A 15730-nucleotide genomic window follows, 5' to 3' on the forward strand; every position below is an offset into this window, starting at 1 on the left:
TCTGGCCGAAGCGGCGAAGGCAGTCAGCCTTCACCGCTTCGGCATAAGGCTCTCCTCGAGAGGATTCACGTCTGGGCATTGCAACTCCTGAACGGTCAGGTCGTTGCGACGTTCACTAGAACCCGAGGGCTGAATTCGGCGATCTGCGGGAAGTGGGCGGGGTGATCCGGGGTGGTGACGCTCCATGCCCACCCATCGGCGAAGGGCTGCCAGGATCTGGCAGGGTGGTGTCCAAGAAGGCTCGGGCGCACAGGAAGGACAGCAGGCATGGGGGAGAAGTCGCAAGGTCTGGGCCGGGAGCTCGAGGGGCGCGATCCAGAGGTGGAGACCAGTTGGACTGAGGCTATGCGGACCGGGAAGCCGTTCCGTGACGACCACGGCACGCTGGTCTACCCTACGGCGAAGTCGCGCCCCCAGCCTGCAGTGCGGATGGATCCCTTCCACCGTGGACTGCTCGCGTCCTCCGTGGCTGTCGCAGTGCTGGTGAGCGTCTACACGCTGCTGCAGATCCCCTCCATGTCGGAGGAGGTTCCCGTGCGGTGGGGATTCAGCGGTGACGTCACCTATGGCTCCCCGGCGACGATGGTCTGGCCTGTCCTCGGACTGCTGGTCGGCACCCTCGGCTGCGCAGTCCTGGCCAGGTATCCGCGGATCTACAACTATCCGCGTGAGCTCAATGAACGCAACGTCCAGCGTCAGTATCGCAACGGTGCCCAGCTGATGGTGTGGACCACCGCCTCCCTGGCGATGACCACTCTGGGGATGGCTCTACCCGCGATCACGGGAGCAGAGACTGCCGCCCTCACCCTCGTCGGGGTCGGGATGCTGATGCTGAGCTCGGGGTACTTCATCTGGAAGATGCTCACGCTGAAGTAGGCAGGAGAGGCTCGTGGCGGGTCCGGCTGGGCGATCCTGCCCCTTCTGGAATACTCTGAAAGCTGTGTTGTTCCTGTGATCCGGCGGCAGACGCGGCAGGATAGATCAGGAGGGAGGCCAACGTGAGTATTCAAGCGGCAGGCGGGACGCTGGACGAAAACGGCGCACCCGCATCTCTGCGCGTCTCCTCCCCGGTGCTGATCCTGGGCGGGCCCTCTCCCGCCGTCTCCGAGCTGACCCAGCGTCTGCGCAGCCTGGACGTCAAAGTCCTGCATGCCCCCAACCGGGAGATCGCCTCCAAGAGCGCGGAGGAGGATGAGCCCGAGGTGCTGCTGGTCGATGCCCGTGCCAGCCGGCGCATCCCGCAGCTGGAGGAGATCCTCGAGGAGCTGCACCGCCTGCGCGAGCATTCCGCCGCTCTGATCTGGTTCGACGCCGAGGCCGACCTGGAGGAGATCCTCCACCTGTGCCGCCCCGTGGACGACCATATGACCGGCACCATCGACGTGGAGGAGTCCCTGCGGCGCCTGCACTTCCTCACCGGCCGCCTGCCGGAGCGCCGCGAGGGCGAACGCCTGGAGGTGGGTGATCTGGTGCTGGACACCGCCGCCCGCACTGTGCGCCGCGCCGGCAAGGACATCGATCTCTCGGACACCGAGTTCCGTCTGCTGCGCCTGCTGATGCGTCATGCCCGCACCGTGCTGTCGAAGTCGGAGATCCTCCAGCAGGTCTGGGAGTACGAGTTCGCCGGCCAGGCCAATATCGTCGAGCTCTACATCAGCTATGTGCGTAAGAAGATCGAGGCAGACATGCCGCGGATGATCCACACGGTCCGCGGCGCCGGCTATGTGCTGCGCCCAGCCTCAGCCCCGGCCTCGGCCTCGGCACAGGATGATGATGCAGCGGATGACTCTGAGCAGGCAGAACATACGGGCGAGCAGGTTACTGAAGAGTAAGTGATGTGTATAGGCTGGGCCTATGCATGTGATATTCCGTACTCTGCTGATTCTGCTGAAGGCTCGCCGTCGTCCCACGATGACCCCCTGGGAGACCAGCGTCATCACGCTGCGGGCGCTGCCCACCGATATCGACATCCTGATGCATATCAACAACGGGCAGTACTTCTCGCTCTTCGACCTCGGCCGCTATGACCTCATGGCCCGGTCAGGCATGTGGAAGGGCGCCAAGGAGCGCGGCTGGCACCCGGTGGTCCAGGCGGAGCAGATCACCTTCCGCCGCTCGGTCACCTTCATGACCAAGTTCGAGATCCACACCCGGCTGATCGGCATGGATGACCGTTGCTTCTACATCGAGCACCGTGCTGTGGTCGACGGTGAGATCTACGTGCGCGCCGTAGTGGCAGGACGCCTGGTCGGCAAGCAGGGTCCGGTGACCAATGAGCAGATCGCCGAGATGATCGAAGATCTGGGCTATGAGATGCCCGAGGGCTTCACGGTCAGCGAGGAGATCGCCCAGTGGCGCCGGGACACGGCGCTGCCTTCGGCCAGGAAGCCTGCGCCGAACGTCTTCTGATCAGATGCGACGGCGGGCGACCATCAGGGCCGCGACCCCGGAGAGCAGCGCACCCAGTGCGAGGAAGAGGGCGGCCAGGGTGCTGGCTGAGTCCATTCCGGTCTCGGCCAGACCCCCCTCGTCTTCGCTGTCCTCATCGTCCTGGTCCGACTGCTCGGTACCATCGTCCTGGCCGGCCTCCGGCGTGGAGTGGTCTTCGGTGCTGGGCGTGCCGGGCAGGGTGTATTCCGGGCCGGAGGCGGGCGCGGTGCTCGGTGCCGATGCCTCGGTGCCGGCAGCACCGCCGGAACCGGTCGGGCCGCTGGGGCTGGTGGTGTCGTCGGAGTCGCTTGGTTCCTCGGCCCCAGAGCCTCCGGTCACAGTGAAGGAGACGGTGCAGCTGCCGTTGCCGACAGTGTCCTCCACCAGGAAGGAGTCGGTGCCCGTCTCGCTGCTCGGGGCGTGGTAGACCACGGAGGTCCCCGAGATCTCAGCCGTTCCGCCGTAGACGCCTGTGGAGCCGTTGGCGATCTGCAGGGATTCGGCGCCGCCTACCTGGACGGTGCCGGTCCCGCCGGACCGAACCGTCGTGGAGCTGCACTGAAGGCTGGAGGTCGCCGGGTCGCTCGGTTCGGTCTCTGGGCCCTCGGGGGACTGCTCAGGGCCCTCGGGGGACTGCTCAGGGCCCTCAGGGGTCTGAGCAGGGTCCTCCGGTGCCTCAGGCTCCGAGGGCTCGCTGCCGGCGTCCTCGTCCTCATCCGGTGTGGGGGAGGGTTCTGGATCCGGTGTGGGGGAGGGCTCTGAGGTGGCCTCACTGTCCTGCTCGTCCTCCTGCGAGGGCGGCGTCTCCGGAGTGCTCTGCTCCTCGCCGTCCTCCGGAGAATCGGAGGCGGTGGGATCGGCCGGAGGCTCCACAGTCTGGCCCGGTTCGTCAGTCGGGTCCTGCTCGGCCTGGCCGGGCTCAGCGGTCTCGCCCTCGTCGGCGTCCTGTTCGGCGTCGTCCTCCTGCTGAACGGCCTGCTGTTCGGAGGCGTCGATGGCCGTGGTGGGGGAGGGAGATTCCTCAGGAGTCTGCGCGGCAGCGGAGGCGGAGGCAGGACCCGCGCCCAGGAAGACGATGCCGCCGGTGAGCACCGCGGCACAGAGGGTCGTACGGGCGCGCACGCACAAGGGTGCGGTGGCCCGCAGGTCATCGCTGGCGCTGGTCACGCGTCTGCCCTCTGTCTTCTTGGGAGTATGGAACTGTGCCCGATTCTACGGGAGCAGGGGCACAGTTTCATAACGATTGTGACGTATCTCAGGTCAGCCGCTGCTCCGGAGACGTCGTCAGCGCGGGGTCGTCCTGGGCCAGATGACTGATCACCGCATCGATGGCAGACATCGTGGAACTGTCCAGCGTGACCCCGGCTGCGGCTACATTCGAAGCGATCTGCTCAGGCCGGGAGGCGCCCACCAGTGCGGAGGCGACGTTCGGGTTCTGCAGCACCCAGGCGATGGCCAGCTGCGCCAGGGTCAGTCCGTGATCCTCGGCGATGGGCTTGAGCTTCTGCACGGCGGTGAGCACATCCTCCTCCATATAGCGCTGGATGAACTTGCCGGCCTCCTCATCGGTGGCCCGCGAGCCCTCGGGCAACGGCCGGCCCGGCAGGTACTTTCCGGTCAGCACGCCCTGGGCGATGGGCGACCAGACGATCTGGCTGACGCCCAGCTCCTCCGAGGCGGGCACCACCTCCGGCTCGATCACCCGCCACAGCATGTTGTACTGCGGCTGGTTGGAGATCAGCTGGATGCCCAGATCCTGGGCCAGCGCATGGCCGGCGCGGATCTGTTCCGCGGTCCACTCGGAGACGCCGATGTAGAGGGCCTTGCCCTGGCGGACCACATCGGCGAAGGCCTGCATGGTCTCCTCCAGCGGCGTCTCATAGTCGAAGCGGTGGGCCTGGTAGAGGTCCACATAGTCGGTGCCCAGCCGCTTCAGCGAGCTGTTGATGGACTCCATGATGTGCTTGCGGCTCAGGCCGGTGTCATTGGGGCCCTTGGGTCCGGTGGGGAAATAGACTTTGGTGAAGATCTCCAGAGACTCGCGCCGCTGGCCGGCCAGAGCATCGCCCAGGACCTGTTCGGCCACCGTGTTGGCGTAGACGTCGGCGGTGTCGAAGGTGGTGATGCCGGCCTCGAGTGCGGCATGGACGCACCGGGTGGCGACGTCGTTCTCGATCTGCGAGCCGTGGGTCAGCCAGTTGCCGTAGGTGACGGAGGAGATCTTCAGTCCGCTGTTGCCCAGGTATCGGAATTCCACGGTGGCTCACTCTCTGATCGGTCGGCCGGTGCCGGTCCGGAGAGCTCCGGACCCTGTCTGATCTCACCCTATCCAGGCGCCCTCGGCAGGGCTAGGGTGAGGAGGAGCACCCGAGGTCCCATCGACCCCTCACCCATTGGAGGAACTCCTCATGGCACAGCTCACCGGCACATTGGAGGAAGCTTTCAACGCTCAGGTCACCCTGGAGCTGGAGGCATCCCTGGTCTACCGTCAGCTCGGCATCGAGATGGACATGCTCGACCTGCCGGGCATGGCCTCCTGGTTCCGCGTCCAGGCCGATGAAGAGGTGGTCCATGCCAATAAGTTCATCGACCACATGACCGACCGCGACGCCCACCCGCGCATCCAGGCCATCGGGGCGGTCAGTGTGCGGGCCGGCGGCGTCCTGGAGGCGTTCCAGGCTGCTCTGGCCCATGAGGAGAAGGTCTCGGAAGCCATCCGCAACCTCTATCGACTGGCCCAGCAGGAGGGCGACATCGATGCCCTGCCGCTGCTGAACTGGTTCGTGGACGAGCAGCTGGAGGAGGAGGCCATGGTGTCCGAGCTGATCGGCAAGATTCGCCTGATCGATGATGACGGCCCCGGCCTGCTCAAGCTCGATGAGGCCCTCGGCGCCCGCCAGTCCGGAGGGACAGAGGCCGACAGCGCCTGACCGGGCGAGGCTGAAGGTGTCATGCGGGCAGAGGTCCTCGGCGCTGTCCGGCTCGTCGACGACGCCGGCAGTCCCCTGGAGATCCCGGAGCGCAAGGTCCGGGCGCTGCTCGCTGCCCTCGCCCTCAATGCCGGAGAAGCTGTTCCCGCAGAGACCCTGATCAGTCGAGTCTGGGGCGAGGATCTCCCCGGAAACCCCTCACGGGTGCTGCAGGCCAAGCTGTCGCAGCTGCGCGCCCTGCTGGAGCAGGCGACTGCGGGAGGCAGGGAGATGGTGAGCAGATCTGGCGGCGGGTACCGGATCGAACTGGAGGGAGAGGCGCTCGACGCCGCCGTCCTTCGGGCCGCCGTCGGGCGTGCTGCTGAGCTGCCCGCCGATGATCGGCGGGCCCAGATGCTGGAGAGCGCCCTTGAGCTGTGGCACGGCCGGCCCTATGTGGAGTTCGCCGATGAGCTGTGGCTCAGTGCAGAGATCGCCGACCTTGAGGAGACGCGGCTGCGCGGCCTGGAGCTCTGCGCGGAGGCGCTGGTGTCTGTGGGGCGGCCTGAGCGCGCGGTGGCCCTGGCCGGTCCGGCGCTGACCGAGCACCCCACGCGGGAGGGGCTGGCCGCACCGCTGCTGCTGGCCTATTGCCGCACCCGCCGTCAGCCGGAGGCGCTCGCGGCCTACGAGCGGCTGCGTGGGCATCTGGCCGATGAGCTGGGGATCGAGCCTACGGAGGCGCTGCAGCAGCTCCACCTGAGCATTCTGCGCCAGGAGCCGGAGGTCATGGAGCAGGTGCCGGACGCCGGCGGGAGCGAGGGCGCGGCCGACAGTCGTGGAGCACCTGAGGCTCCCGACGCCGGCGGCCGGCTCCCCGCCTACGCCTCAGCCTTCCTCGGCCGCGAAGAGGAGACCCAGCAGGTGCTCAGCCTGCTCGGCGAGCACCGTCTGATCACCCTTCTGGGGGTCGGCGGCATCGGCAAGACCCGGCTGGCGGTGCACGCGGCCGGGCAGCTGGTGCACCAGAGCGGGGCTGGGGCGTGGTTCGTCGATCTGACCGAAGTGCCTCGTCGCGGTGAAGAGGAAGGGAGCCCCGCGGACCGGATCTTCCGGATGACCGCTGAGGCGCTGTCCCTCTCTTCGCCCTGGCAGGGCGGGGAGGAGATCCCCGCCCGTGTGATGGCGGCGCTGGAGGCCCGGGAGGCTCTGCTGGTCCTGGACAACTGCGAACACGTCATCGACGAGGTGGCCGCCTTCACCGATGGGCTGCTGCGCCGAGCACCTGGGGTGAAGGTGTTGGCCACCAGTCGTGAGCCGATGGGTCTGGCCGAGGAGCAGCGGCTGGTGGTGCCCCAGCTGCCGGCGGAGGATGTGGAGAGTGCGGCCGCTGAGTTCTTCATGACCCGTGCCCGTGCGGTGAACTCTGCGATGGCCGACGACGCCGGCACCTTGGCCGCCGCGGCCGAGCTCTGCCGCAGACTCGACGGGCTGCCGCTGGCATTGGAGCTCGCCGCGGCTCGGACCTCGGTGCTCTCCGTGCCGGACCTGTTGGAGCGGATCACCGATCGGCTCGATCTGTTCGCCCGCCCGGGGCGGGCAGCACCGCGGAGGCAGCAGACCCTGCGGGGCATGCTGGACTGGTCCTGGGAGCTGCTCGATGAGCAGGAGCAGGTCCTGCTGCGGCGTCTGGCCGTGCATCCGGTGCTCTGGCGTCTGGATGTGATCGATCAGGTCTGTGCGGATTCCCAGCGCCGGCCGTCCTTCGGGGAGGAGTCCTGCCCGGAGGCTGACCACAGCGTCATCAGTGCCGATGGAACTGTGCTGCTGCCGCGGCGTCGTGTGCTGGGTGCGCTGACCAGGCTGGTGGAGCGCAGCCTGGTCTCAGTCACCGAGGTTGAGGGCCAGGTCAGGTACCGCCTGTTGGAGACTGTCGGGACCTATGCGGCGGAGAGGTTGGAGGACTCTGGGGAGCGGAATGCGGTGGTCGCCCGGCATATCGAGTATCACCGGAACCTCGTCGACTGCGCCCGGGAGTTCCTCTTCGGGCCTCAGGCCCGTGACTGGGTCCGGCGGATCGATGAAGCCGGATCACATCTGAGTGCGGCGGTCACCGAGGCTCTGCGGCGCCATGACGGAGCAAGCGCGGTGGCACTGGTCCTCTCCACTTTCTGGTATCGGTGGATGACCGGCCGGATGGATTCCCTGCTCGAAGATCTCGCCGCAGCGGCCGACTGTCCGAATCCGGGTCAGAGCCCCCAGGAGCGCCGTGCCCATGCTCAGCTGCGCGTCCTCGCTCGCACGGTGGAGGACCGCCTCCCTGGAGAGAAGGTGGGTCAGGTCCTGGAGTCCCTCGAAGCCTTCGACGCTGATGAGCAGAGCCAGCTGGCCCGCATGCAGGTTCAGTGGTTCGCCAGCACTGTCATGTATGCCGATGCTGAGCACCGTGAGCGTGGCAGGAGATTGGCCGATGAGGCGATCGGATATCTTCTGGAGGCCGGCGACGTGCGGGCGGCGGCTTTCGGCTCCACTCAGCGGGACTGGTTCCTGCTGGAGTTCTGGGAGGAGCCTCCCCAAGGGATGCCGGACGGCGGCGATGTGGAGGAGATCCTGCGCAGCCATGGCGATGTCTACGGCCTGACTCAGGCTCTGGGGGTTCAGCATCTCTGGGCTGAGGCCCAGGGGCGAAGGGAGGAGTCCTGCCGCCTGGCCGAGGAGGTCCTCGCCCTGAGCGCTGAGCTCAACCTGGAAAGCGAGATGGCCTATTGGGAGCTGGTGCACGCTGCCCTGCGTCTGCGGGAGGGAAGTCTCGACGAGGCCACAGGTCACCTCAGGCGCGGTCACCGGATCGCCCAGCGGGTGGCCTTCGTCTACTGCTTGCCTCTGCATGACGCGCTGGCCGCTATGCTCGCTCAGCGCCGAGGGGAGGATCATCGGTCCCAGCAGCTGTTCGGTCGCATGTCGCCCAGGGATCGGGTGAACGCGGGTCATGCGCTGCGGCGCTACTTCTCCGAGGAGGTTCTTCCCGCGGAGCTTCAGTCCAGCGGACGACGCCGGGTCAGCAGCACCACCACACCCGCCAGCAGCAGCGAGGTCAGGGCGTAGGCACCGTAACCGGCCTGCAGAACTGCGGTGAAGGCTTCCTCCACCGCCGAGAGCAGAGCCTCTGCCTGGGAGGAGTCCAGCTGCGGAAGGACAGCACCGGAGGCGCCGAAGCTCTCTCCGGCAGTCTCCACGGCGTCCTCGGGGATGTGGCCCTCGGACCAGCCGGTGAGCACCGTCCGGTAGAGGGCCAGCGCTCCGGCGCCGAGGAGGGCCAGCGAGGACGCCATGCTGAGACTGGCGGCGACCTCCTGCAGTGCGGTGGCGGATCCGGTCTTCTCCTCCGGGGCTGCGCTGATCATCAGCTGGGAGAGCAGGGTCATCACGGAGGACGCCACCAGGGTGATCAGCGTCAGCGCGGTGATCAGGCCCGCCAGGTTCGCCTCCGGAAGCCACAGGATCAGCGCCGCGGCGAAGATACCGGTGATCGCCAACGGTGCGGCCAGGGACAGCCCGATGTCTCTGGCACCGGCCAACAGCGGAGTCAGCATCGCGCCGACCGTGCTTCCGATCGCAGGTGCCAAGAGCACCAGTCCGGCCTCCAGGGGGCTGAGTCCGCGGACGAGCTGAATGTACTGGGGGAGCAGCATGTCCACCAGAGACATGCTGAACATCACCGCGCAGAGCACCACCAGCAGCACCCGGATCGTTCGGATGCGGAACAGGCCCAAATCCAGCAGCGGGTGGGCCGCGGTACGCTGCCGCCGGATGAACAGCAGCAACAGGCCCACGCCGAGGCTGGAGGAGAGCAGCGGCAGCCAGGACAGTCCGGCGGCGGAGAGCTCCTGGAGTCCATAGACCAGAGTCAGGATGGCGGTGATGGACAGCACCACGGAGATCCCATCGATCCGTACCGATCGGTCGGCATGGTTGCGTTCCAGCAGGAACGGCCCGCCGATCAGCAGCACTGCGGCGATGGGCACGTTGATCAGGAAGACGGCGCCCCACCAGAAGTGCTCCAGAATGAGCCCGCCGAAGGGCGGACCCGCGGCCATGCCGCCAGTGAATGCCGCCATGTAGGTGGCGAAGGCGATGTTGTACTGCTTGGGGTCCCGAAAGGTCCGGCGGACCAGGATCATCCCGGCCGGGGTGAAGGCGGCGGCAGCAATGCCGAGCAGGGCCCGGCCGCCGATGAGAATCTCTGGGTTGAGCGCGAAGGCCGCCACCAGGGAGGCCAGTCCGTAGACGGTCACCGCGCTCAGCAGGAGCCTGCGGGCACCGATTCGGCTGGCCAGCAGGCCGAAGGTGATCATCGTGGCTGCGCTGAGGAACTCACCGATGTGCAGGATCCACAGCTGTTGGGAGCCCACCGGCAGAAGGTCGGCAGTGATCGAAGGCATGGCCAGGAACAGCGCGGTGACGTCGGTGGCCAGCATGAACAGCGGGACCACCATGATGATCAGACCAAGCCACTGCTTGACCGTGGCTTTGGGCGGGGAGGCGGGGACGGCGTCGTTCTCTGTGTGTGTCGTCATGGACTCAGGCTGCGCCCGGGGCGCTCCGGTTCTGTTCCGGAGGTGGAACGGAGAACCGGAACACCGCCGGAGCAGAGACTGAGTCAGAGCGTGCCCGACCCTGGCGGCGGGCCGGCGCAGGCGCTAGCGTTCAGGCATGGAGCAGCGCATCTCACTGATCACGTTGGCCGTCTCCGATGTCAGGCGCTCGCGGGACTTCTACATCTCAGGGTTGGGGTGGACGCCCGAGCTGGAGGCGCCCGGCGTGCTGATGGTCCGTACCGGAGAGCACCTGTTGCTCTCGCTGTGGGCTGCGGAGGAGTTCGAGGAGGAGGTCGGGACGATTCGCTCGGGAGTCGGCGTCGCCCCGCTGACGTTGGCGCATAATGTCGCCTCCGAGGATGAGGTCGACGCCGTGTTGGCTGCGGCGGCTCAGGCAGGTGCGGATCCGATCTCGCCGGCGGTGAGACGCGGCTGGGGCGGGTACAGCGGATACTTCGGGGATCCGGATGGATACCGCTGGGAGATCGCCTGCGCTCCGGGACTGGTCAACGAGATCGTGGTGCCGAAGCCCTGACCGATCAGCGGTTCACGCCGCTTTCGTGGTGGTGCTGCCGAACCCGAACGCTCGGTGGTGTGTGGCTGGGTCGTCGATGACCTCCAGCAGCGCTGGGCACATCAGCGGGGAGCGCATGTGACGGCGCATGTGACGATATGGTCTTCACGCTACGCCTCGGCCGCTGCGGGGGCGAGGTCTGCCGCGGGGGACGCCTGGCCGTCTGCCAGAGCGAAGTCCAGCCCGGGGTAGGGGCGTGTGGAACGGGCACGGCGGAGCAGGGGCGCCCACCAGGCCAATTCGTCGAGCACAGCAGTTGCCGGTGGTCGCAGCGCCTCGCTGTCCACGGGGTGTCCGTCGTGGTCGAAGCGCGTCCAGAAGTCGGGCAGCGAGATGAAGTTCTTCACCGTCACCGAGGGGAACTCGGGGAAGATGCCGCGCAGGTGCTCGATGGAGGTCAGACCGCCCGTGGTGCCTCCGTAGGAGATGAAGGAGACCGGGCGCAGGGCCCACTCCCCGTAGAACCAGTCGATGGCGGTCTTGAGGGCTGCGGAGTAGCTGCGGTTGTAGACCGGTGTCACCAGCACGAAGGCATCTGCTGCGGCCAGGCGTCGGCCCAGCCGTGCGACATCTGTGGGTGGTTCGGCGTGAGGGTCGTTTCCGGCCAGCTCCATGGGGAGGTCATAGTCCGCCAGGTCGATGAGATCGATCTCGAAGGCACCATGACGCTGTGCCTCGTAGGCGAACCAGGCTGCCGGCGTCGGGCCGAACCTGTCAGGACGGATGCTGCCGATGATGATGGCCAGGGTGGGCTTGTCCGGGGTGGGCATTGTGCTCTCCTCCGCTCAGTGTGGGGGTCTGTGCGCTGCCAGTGTGGAGGGGTGGTGTTCCGAGATTGTTCCGGAACCCCTCCGGTAGGCCACGATCTGGCGCAGATGAGGGAAGGGGCTGGTGATCCCCGCTGCCCGCGGAGTCGTGGCCCCAGCCGATGGCGACTGCGACTGTCGCGGCGGTGCCTGCGGCAGGGAGCAGGAACTGTGGTCGTGTCCACCAGCCGCGTGACCTGTTGCCCGCCGATAGCTGCACTATGCGGGGCAGCAAGCCGATCGGTAGGTCCGCCGGACCGCGTGATGGCAGCTCTGGCCTGCCGGTTTGGGCCGCTGTAGCCTGCCCCTATGTCACAGGCAAAAACGGTGCAGATCACTTTCGATTGTGAAGATCCGCGTGCTGTCGCGAAGTTCTGGCAGGTCGCATTGGGGTACCAAGATCCGCCGGTTCCCGAGGGGTTCGGCTCCTGGGATGAGTTCAACGCTGCCCTGCCGTCGGAACAACAAGGCAGCGCTTGGGCGGCCGAGGACCCTGACGGCGTCGGACCGCGCATGTACTTCCAACGGGTACCGGAGGAGAAGACCACCAAGAACCGAGTCCATCTCGATATCCGCACCGGCACCGGGCTCACCGGCGATGAAAGGCTCGCCGCCCTCGATGCCGAAGCTCGACGCCTCGAAGCTCTGGGTGCACGCCGCCTTCAGCTGTTGAAAGCTGACGGCATCAACGAGTCCTGCCAGGTGATGCAGGACATCGAAGGCAACGAGTTCTGCCTGGACTGACTTGTTAGGGAAGCAGCGGCTCAGCCGGTTCAAGTCTCAGCAGCCACTACTGCCACAGCTGCAGTTTCTCCGGATTGCGCATGATCCACACCTGGGCGATCACACCGCTGCTTGTGCCGCAGGCAATGAGCCCACCGACTTCCTCACCCAGGCGGAGCAGCGCACCCTGTTCGCCCCCTGCCAGGGTGACACGTTCAACCTCAGCTTCGGGATACTTCTGCCGTAGCCCCACCAGCATCTTGGCGACGTTCACTGCGGTGATGACCGGGCGACGTGCAGCCGAGGCGACTCCGCCGCCATCGGACCTCAGCTCCACACTGGGGTCCAACAGCCTCGTCAGCTCCGCTATGTCACCGGTGGAGCAGGCATGCGCGAAGGCTCGCACCAGCTGACCATGCCCGGTCTCCTCAGAATCACGAGTGGATTCGCCAGCCTGAATCTTCTTCCGGGCCTCAGATGCCAACTGCCGGCAGGCCCCGGGACTGCGCAGCACTACCTCTGAGATCTCGGGGAACCCCAGACCGAATGACTCTCGCAGCACGAACACCGCCCGCTGGGCGGGACTCAGCCGTTCCAGCACCACCATGAGTCCATAGGAGACCTCGGTCTGCAGAACTGCATACGACTCCGGAGAGGAGCCTTTGAGCTCCCCACCATGTCCAGGAATGGGTTCAGGGAGCCATTCGCCCACATAGAGCTCCCGCTGGTGGCGGGCAGACTTCAGCACATCCAGAGCAACCCGACCAGTGGTGCGCATCAGCCAAGCCCCAGGTCGCTGAACCGCCGCCCTCTCCTGATCCGGCAGCGCATAGAACCTGCTGACCGCCTCCTGCACCGCATCCTCGGCATCGGCCACAGTGCCCAACATCTGATAGGCCAGACCCAGAAGCCGGGGACGCTCGCCGTCGATGTCGAGAAGCTCGGCAGTCATGTTCCCCATGATCCCACCTGACAATCTGGCCGGCCGTCTCGTCGTCTCTATAGATGCAGATTCCTGCGCAGCACGAACGATATGGAGAGGAACACCGAAATGAAGATCACCGTCGTCGGCGGAACAGGAACAGTCGGCTCACTGACAGTCGCGGCAGCCCGGGGGCGAGGCCATGAGGTCACATCCGCATCCCGCAGGACTGGCGTCAATGTCACCACCGGCGAGGGGCTCAACGAGGCATTGAGCGGCGCCGACGCTGTAGTCGATGTGTCCAGCATGCCCACACTTTCTGTCTCACCCGCTGTGAAGTTCTTCAGTGCGGCGGCCAAGAATGTCCTGGCTGCAGCTGGAACCGTGAAAGTGCCACATGTGGTGCGTCTGTCCATCATCGGGGTGGACCGGAACCCGTATGGCTTCTACGCGGGTCAGTTGGCGATGGAGAAGATCTACGACGACGCCGCCGTCCCCACCACCGTTCTGCGTGCGGCACAGTTCCATGAGTTCGCGGCGCAGACCCTGCAGCGTTCCACCTTGGGGCCGGTTGTGCTGGCCCCACGTGCACGGGTGCAGCCCGTGGCCGGCCGGGAGGTCGCTGAGAATCTGGTGAGCTTGGCCGAGGGGGAGCCAATGGGCAGGGCTGCGGACCTCGCTGGTCCCCGAGAAGAGGAATTGGCCCAGATGGTTCGCGGCTATGCACACAGCCAGGGGAGCAGGCGGCTGGTCGTGCCTGTGCGCCTGCCTATGCCGATGATGCGAGGCATGGCTGCCGGTCTGCAGCTGCCGAGCGCCGGGGCTCAGTTGGGAAACCAGTCATTCCCCGAATGGCTGGAACAGCAGAAGTAATGGCATGACTGGATGAGGCCGGCGTCGGGCACCTTCTCCCGCTGGAAGCGCCCGCCGAGATCAGGGCGTGGCTGACGTCTTCTGCGGAGGGCTCTGCCGGGCAAAGGTGAACTTGGCCAGCAGGACCAGCAACACCCCCGTGGCCACCAGCACCAGTGCTGTCCCAGCTCTCCCCTCCGCGTGAGGGGCCGCCTATGCTGGTCGGATGGCACATCTGATCCGTCCCACGGCAGTGGCCGAACAGGGCCGAGGCGCTCTGGAATACCGTTTCGAGCCGAGGGGGAAGGCCGCAGTGCTGATATTCCACGGCGCGCATATGCATGCCGGCTTCGCCCTCGGAGAGGAGGTCTTCGCCGACCTGGGATACTCGGTGCTGGCCGTCTCTCGGCCCGGCTACGGGCGCACAGTGTCGGCGAAGTCGCGGAACGGAGGCAGAGTCGCACCGAGCGTGGGAATCGAAGATTTCTGCGACGCCGTGCATTCGCTGTGTGAGGGCTTGGGCCTCGAGCAGGCCGTCGCCGTCGGAATCTCTGCGGGAGGGCCCACGGCGCTGGCCATGGCGCAACGTCACCCTGAGCTGGTGGACCGGATCATCCTGCAGGCGGCGGTGGGCCCGATCCGATGGCCTGATGCTCCCACCTGTGCCGTGGCCCGGTTGACCCTGTCCCCGTGGACGGAGCGTGTGACCTGGGCGATCATGCGCGGCATGATCCGCGCCTCACGCGGCATCGGGCTCTCTGTCATGGTCGGCCAACTCTCCACCCTCAGCGGACGTGAAGCGGTTGCGGCGCTGGCCGAGGAGGATCAGGAGGCACTGGCGGTGGTCTCCTCGCAGATGCGCTCTGGACGGGGATTCCTCCGAGACCTGCGGGGGCTGCGCAGCCCCGGCGGCTGGTCACCGCACCAGGAGACGCTGATCATCCATAGCTTCAGGGACGGATCTGTTCCCTTCACCCATGCCGAAGCGCTTCACACTGTGCTGCCCCGCGCGAGGCTGACGGAATCCTCAGCTGAGCATCACCTGATCTGGTTCAGCTCGGATTGGGAACGCGTCACTGCTGACATCCGGGAGTTCCTAGCCGCGTGAGGGGGTATGCCTCACGATCCGCTGCTCAACGCCGTCCAGGAAGAGTGCGAGTCCGAACTGGAAGTTCTCCTCCCATGTGCCGGTGAAGGTGTCGTCGTCCAGGCCAGCCATGACGGGGAAGCGGCCGGTGTCGAAGATCTCTTGCAGGATGGGTGCCTGGCTGCTCCAGAACTCCTCGTCAGTCATACCTGACTCGGCAGCTGCTCGCTGCGAGAGGATCTCCTGGCGGACAGCGCCGGTGACGTAGGAATCCAGGGAGACGACCACGTTCATCTTCTCGCGGTCGCTCAGCGGAAGATCCTGCAGGCCGCTGAGGATCAGCTCCATATCGGCAACGGAGTTGGGGCCGAGCACCGGACGGGTCCAATTGACCTGCAGCAGCCAGGGGTGGCTCAGGTACTGGTCTCTGCCGCCGTGTCCCACCGCTTCCAGGCCGGTGCGCCAGCCCTGGGAGAAGGAAGATTCCCGCTCCAGGTCCGGTCCGCTCACGGCGTCGAGCATCAGGTTCAGCAGCTCGGTCTTCGAGGGGACGTAGCGATAGAGGGACATCGCTCCGACGCCGAGCTTCTGCGCCAGCTTGCGCATGGACAGAGCCTCGAGCCCCTCCTGGTCAGCCAGCTCCACGCCCGTCTGCACGATCTGTTCCAGCGTGAGCGTCGGCTTGGGGCCCTTCTTGGGCTCCGGGGTCCCTTCCCACAGCAGCTTCAGGCTCTGGAGCACCGGGTTCGGCTCGATCATGGCACCTCTTGGGGTCCGGGGGATTGTGTACTGCGGACAGTGTACGATACTGTTCTGCGTGCATCGTACG

General features: G+C 66.5%; 15 protein-coding genes. 9 read left to right on the plus strand and 6 right to left on the minus strand.

Going from position 1 to position 15730, the window contains the following annotated elements; translation table 11 throughout:
• The first annotated feature begins 267 nt into the window (after positions 1-267).
• The 3 genes from IEW85_RS12315 to IEW85_RS12325 all read left to right on the plus strand — a co-directional run bounded on the left by IEW85_RS12315 (position 268) and on the right by IEW85_RS12325 (position 2409).
• Positions 268-876: a DUF1648 domain-containing protein gene (locus IEW85_RS12315; protein WP_188686187.1), complete on the plus strand. Its 609-nt coding sequence runs from the start codon at positions 268-270 to the stop codon at positions 874-876.
• 122 nt (positions 877-998) lie between these two features.
• Positions 999-1832, plus strand: a complete 834-nt coding sequence (locus tag IEW85_RS12320) for a winged helix-turn-helix transcriptional regulator (protein ID WP_188686190.1) — start codon at positions 999-1001, stop codon at positions 1830-1832.
• 22 nt (positions 1833-1854) lie between these two features.
• Complete coding sequence (locus IEW85_RS12325; protein ID WP_188686192.1) at positions 1855-2409, plus strand: acyl-CoA thioesterase; 555 nt, start codon at positions 1855-1857, stop codon at positions 2407-2409.
• Here the strand turns inward: IEW85_RS12325 and IEW85_RS12330 are convergent, their stop codons facing one another.
• Positions 2410-3597: a hypothetical protein gene (locus tag IEW85_RS12330; RefSeq protein ID WP_188686194.1), complete on the minus strand. Its 1188-nt coding sequence runs from the start codon at positions 3595-3597 to the stop codon at positions 2410-2412. It lies immediately after the preceding gene.
• An 88-nt stretch (positions 3598-3685) separates the two neighbouring features.
• Positions 3686-4687 carry an aldo/keto reductase family protein gene (locus IEW85_RS12335; protein ID WP_188686196.1) on the minus strand — a complete coding sequence of 334 codons (1002 nt, stop codon included), beginning with the start codon at positions 4685-4687 and terminating at the stop codon, positions 3686-3688.
• A gap of 151 nt (positions 4688-4838) precedes the next feature.
• Here IEW85_RS12335 and IEW85_RS12340 point away from each other — a divergent pair, with 151 nt between their 5' ends.
• Positions 4839-5360, plus strand: coding sequence for a ferritin (locus IEW85_RS12340; RefSeq protein ID WP_188686198.1), 522 nt, complete (start codon positions 4839-4841; stop codon positions 5358-5360).
• A gap of 21 nt (positions 5361-5381) precedes the next feature.
• Positions 5382-8444 carry an AfsR/SARP family transcriptional regulator gene (locus IEW85_RS12345; protein WP_188686200.1) on the plus strand — a complete coding sequence of 1021 codons (3063 nt, stop codon included), beginning with the start codon at positions 5382-5384 and terminating at the stop codon, positions 8442-8444.
• Here IEW85_RS12345 and IEW85_RS12350 read toward each other — a convergent pair.
• Positions 8375-9916 carry an MFS transporter gene (locus IEW85_RS12350; protein ID WP_188686202.1) on the minus strand — a complete coding sequence of 514 codons (1542 nt, stop codon included), beginning with the start codon at positions 9914-9916 and terminating at the stop codon, positions 8375-8377. The genes IEW85_RS12345 and IEW85_RS12350 overlap by 70 nt on opposite strands.
• 136 nt (positions 9917-10052) lie before the next feature.
• On the opposite strand from IEW85_RS12350, the gene IEW85_RS12355 reads away from it, so the two are divergent.
• Positions 10053-10472 carry a VOC family protein gene (locus IEW85_RS12355; RefSeq protein WP_188686204.1) on the plus strand — a complete coding sequence of 140 codons (420 nt, stop codon included), beginning with the start codon at positions 10053-10055 and terminating at the stop codon, positions 10470-10472.
• A 149-nt stretch (positions 10473-10621) separates the two neighbouring features.
• On the opposite strand, the gene IEW85_RS12360 is transcribed toward IEW85_RS12355, so the two are convergent.
• Positions 10622-11281 (minus strand): NADPH-dependent FMN reductase, encoded by a 660-nt coding sequence (locus tag IEW85_RS12360; protein ID WP_188686206.1) that lies wholly within the window; start codon positions 11279-11281, stop codon positions 10622-10624.
• Between the two features lie 345 nt (positions 11282-11626).
• On the opposite strand from IEW85_RS12360, the gene IEW85_RS12365 reads away from it, so the two are divergent.
• Entirely contained in the window at positions 11627-12061 is a 435-nt protein-coding gene (locus IEW85_RS12365; protein ID WP_188686209.1) for a VOC family protein, read from the plus strand.
• Positions 12062-12107: 46 nt separating this feature from the next.
• Here IEW85_RS12365 and sigJ read toward each other — a convergent pair whose 3' ends face one another.
• Positions 12108-12992 carry an RNA polymerase sigma factor SigJ gene (sigJ, locus tag IEW85_RS12370; RefSeq protein ID WP_188686211.1) on the minus strand — a complete coding sequence of 295 codons (885 nt, stop codon included), beginning with the start codon at positions 12990-12992 and terminating at the stop codon, positions 12108-12110.
• Positions 12993-13091: 99 nt separating this feature from the next.
• Between sigJ and IEW85_RS14825 the strand changes: the two genes are divergently transcribed.
• Together IEW85_RS14825 and IEW85_RS12380 are read left to right on the plus strand one after the other, a co-directional pair.
• Positions 13092-13835 (plus strand): SDR family oxidoreductase, encoded by a 744-nt coding sequence (locus tag IEW85_RS14825; RefSeq protein WP_188686212.1) that lies wholly within the window; start codon positions 13092-13094, stop codon positions 13833-13835.
• 205 nt (positions 13836-14040) lie between these two features.
• The gene (locus tag IEW85_RS12380; RefSeq protein ID WP_188686215.1) at positions 14041-14922 is read left to right on the plus strand and encodes an alpha/beta fold hydrolase; all 882 of its coding nucleotides are present in this window, start codon (positions 14041-14043) and stop codon (positions 14920-14922) included.
• Here the strand turns inward: IEW85_RS12380 and IEW85_RS12385 are convergent.
• Positions 14911-15660, minus strand: coding sequence for a TetR/AcrR family transcriptional regulator (locus tag IEW85_RS12385; protein WP_188686217.1), 750 nt, complete (start codon positions 15658-15660; stop codon positions 14911-14913). The genes IEW85_RS12380 and IEW85_RS12385 overlap by 12 nt on opposite strands.
• Positions 15661-15730 lie beyond the last annotated feature (70 nt).

The sequence above is a fragment of the Nesterenkonia cremea genome, from assembly GCF_014642675.1.
GTDB lineage: Bacteria > Actinomycetota > Actinomycetes > Actinomycetales > Micrococcaceae > Nesterenkonia > Nesterenkonia cremea.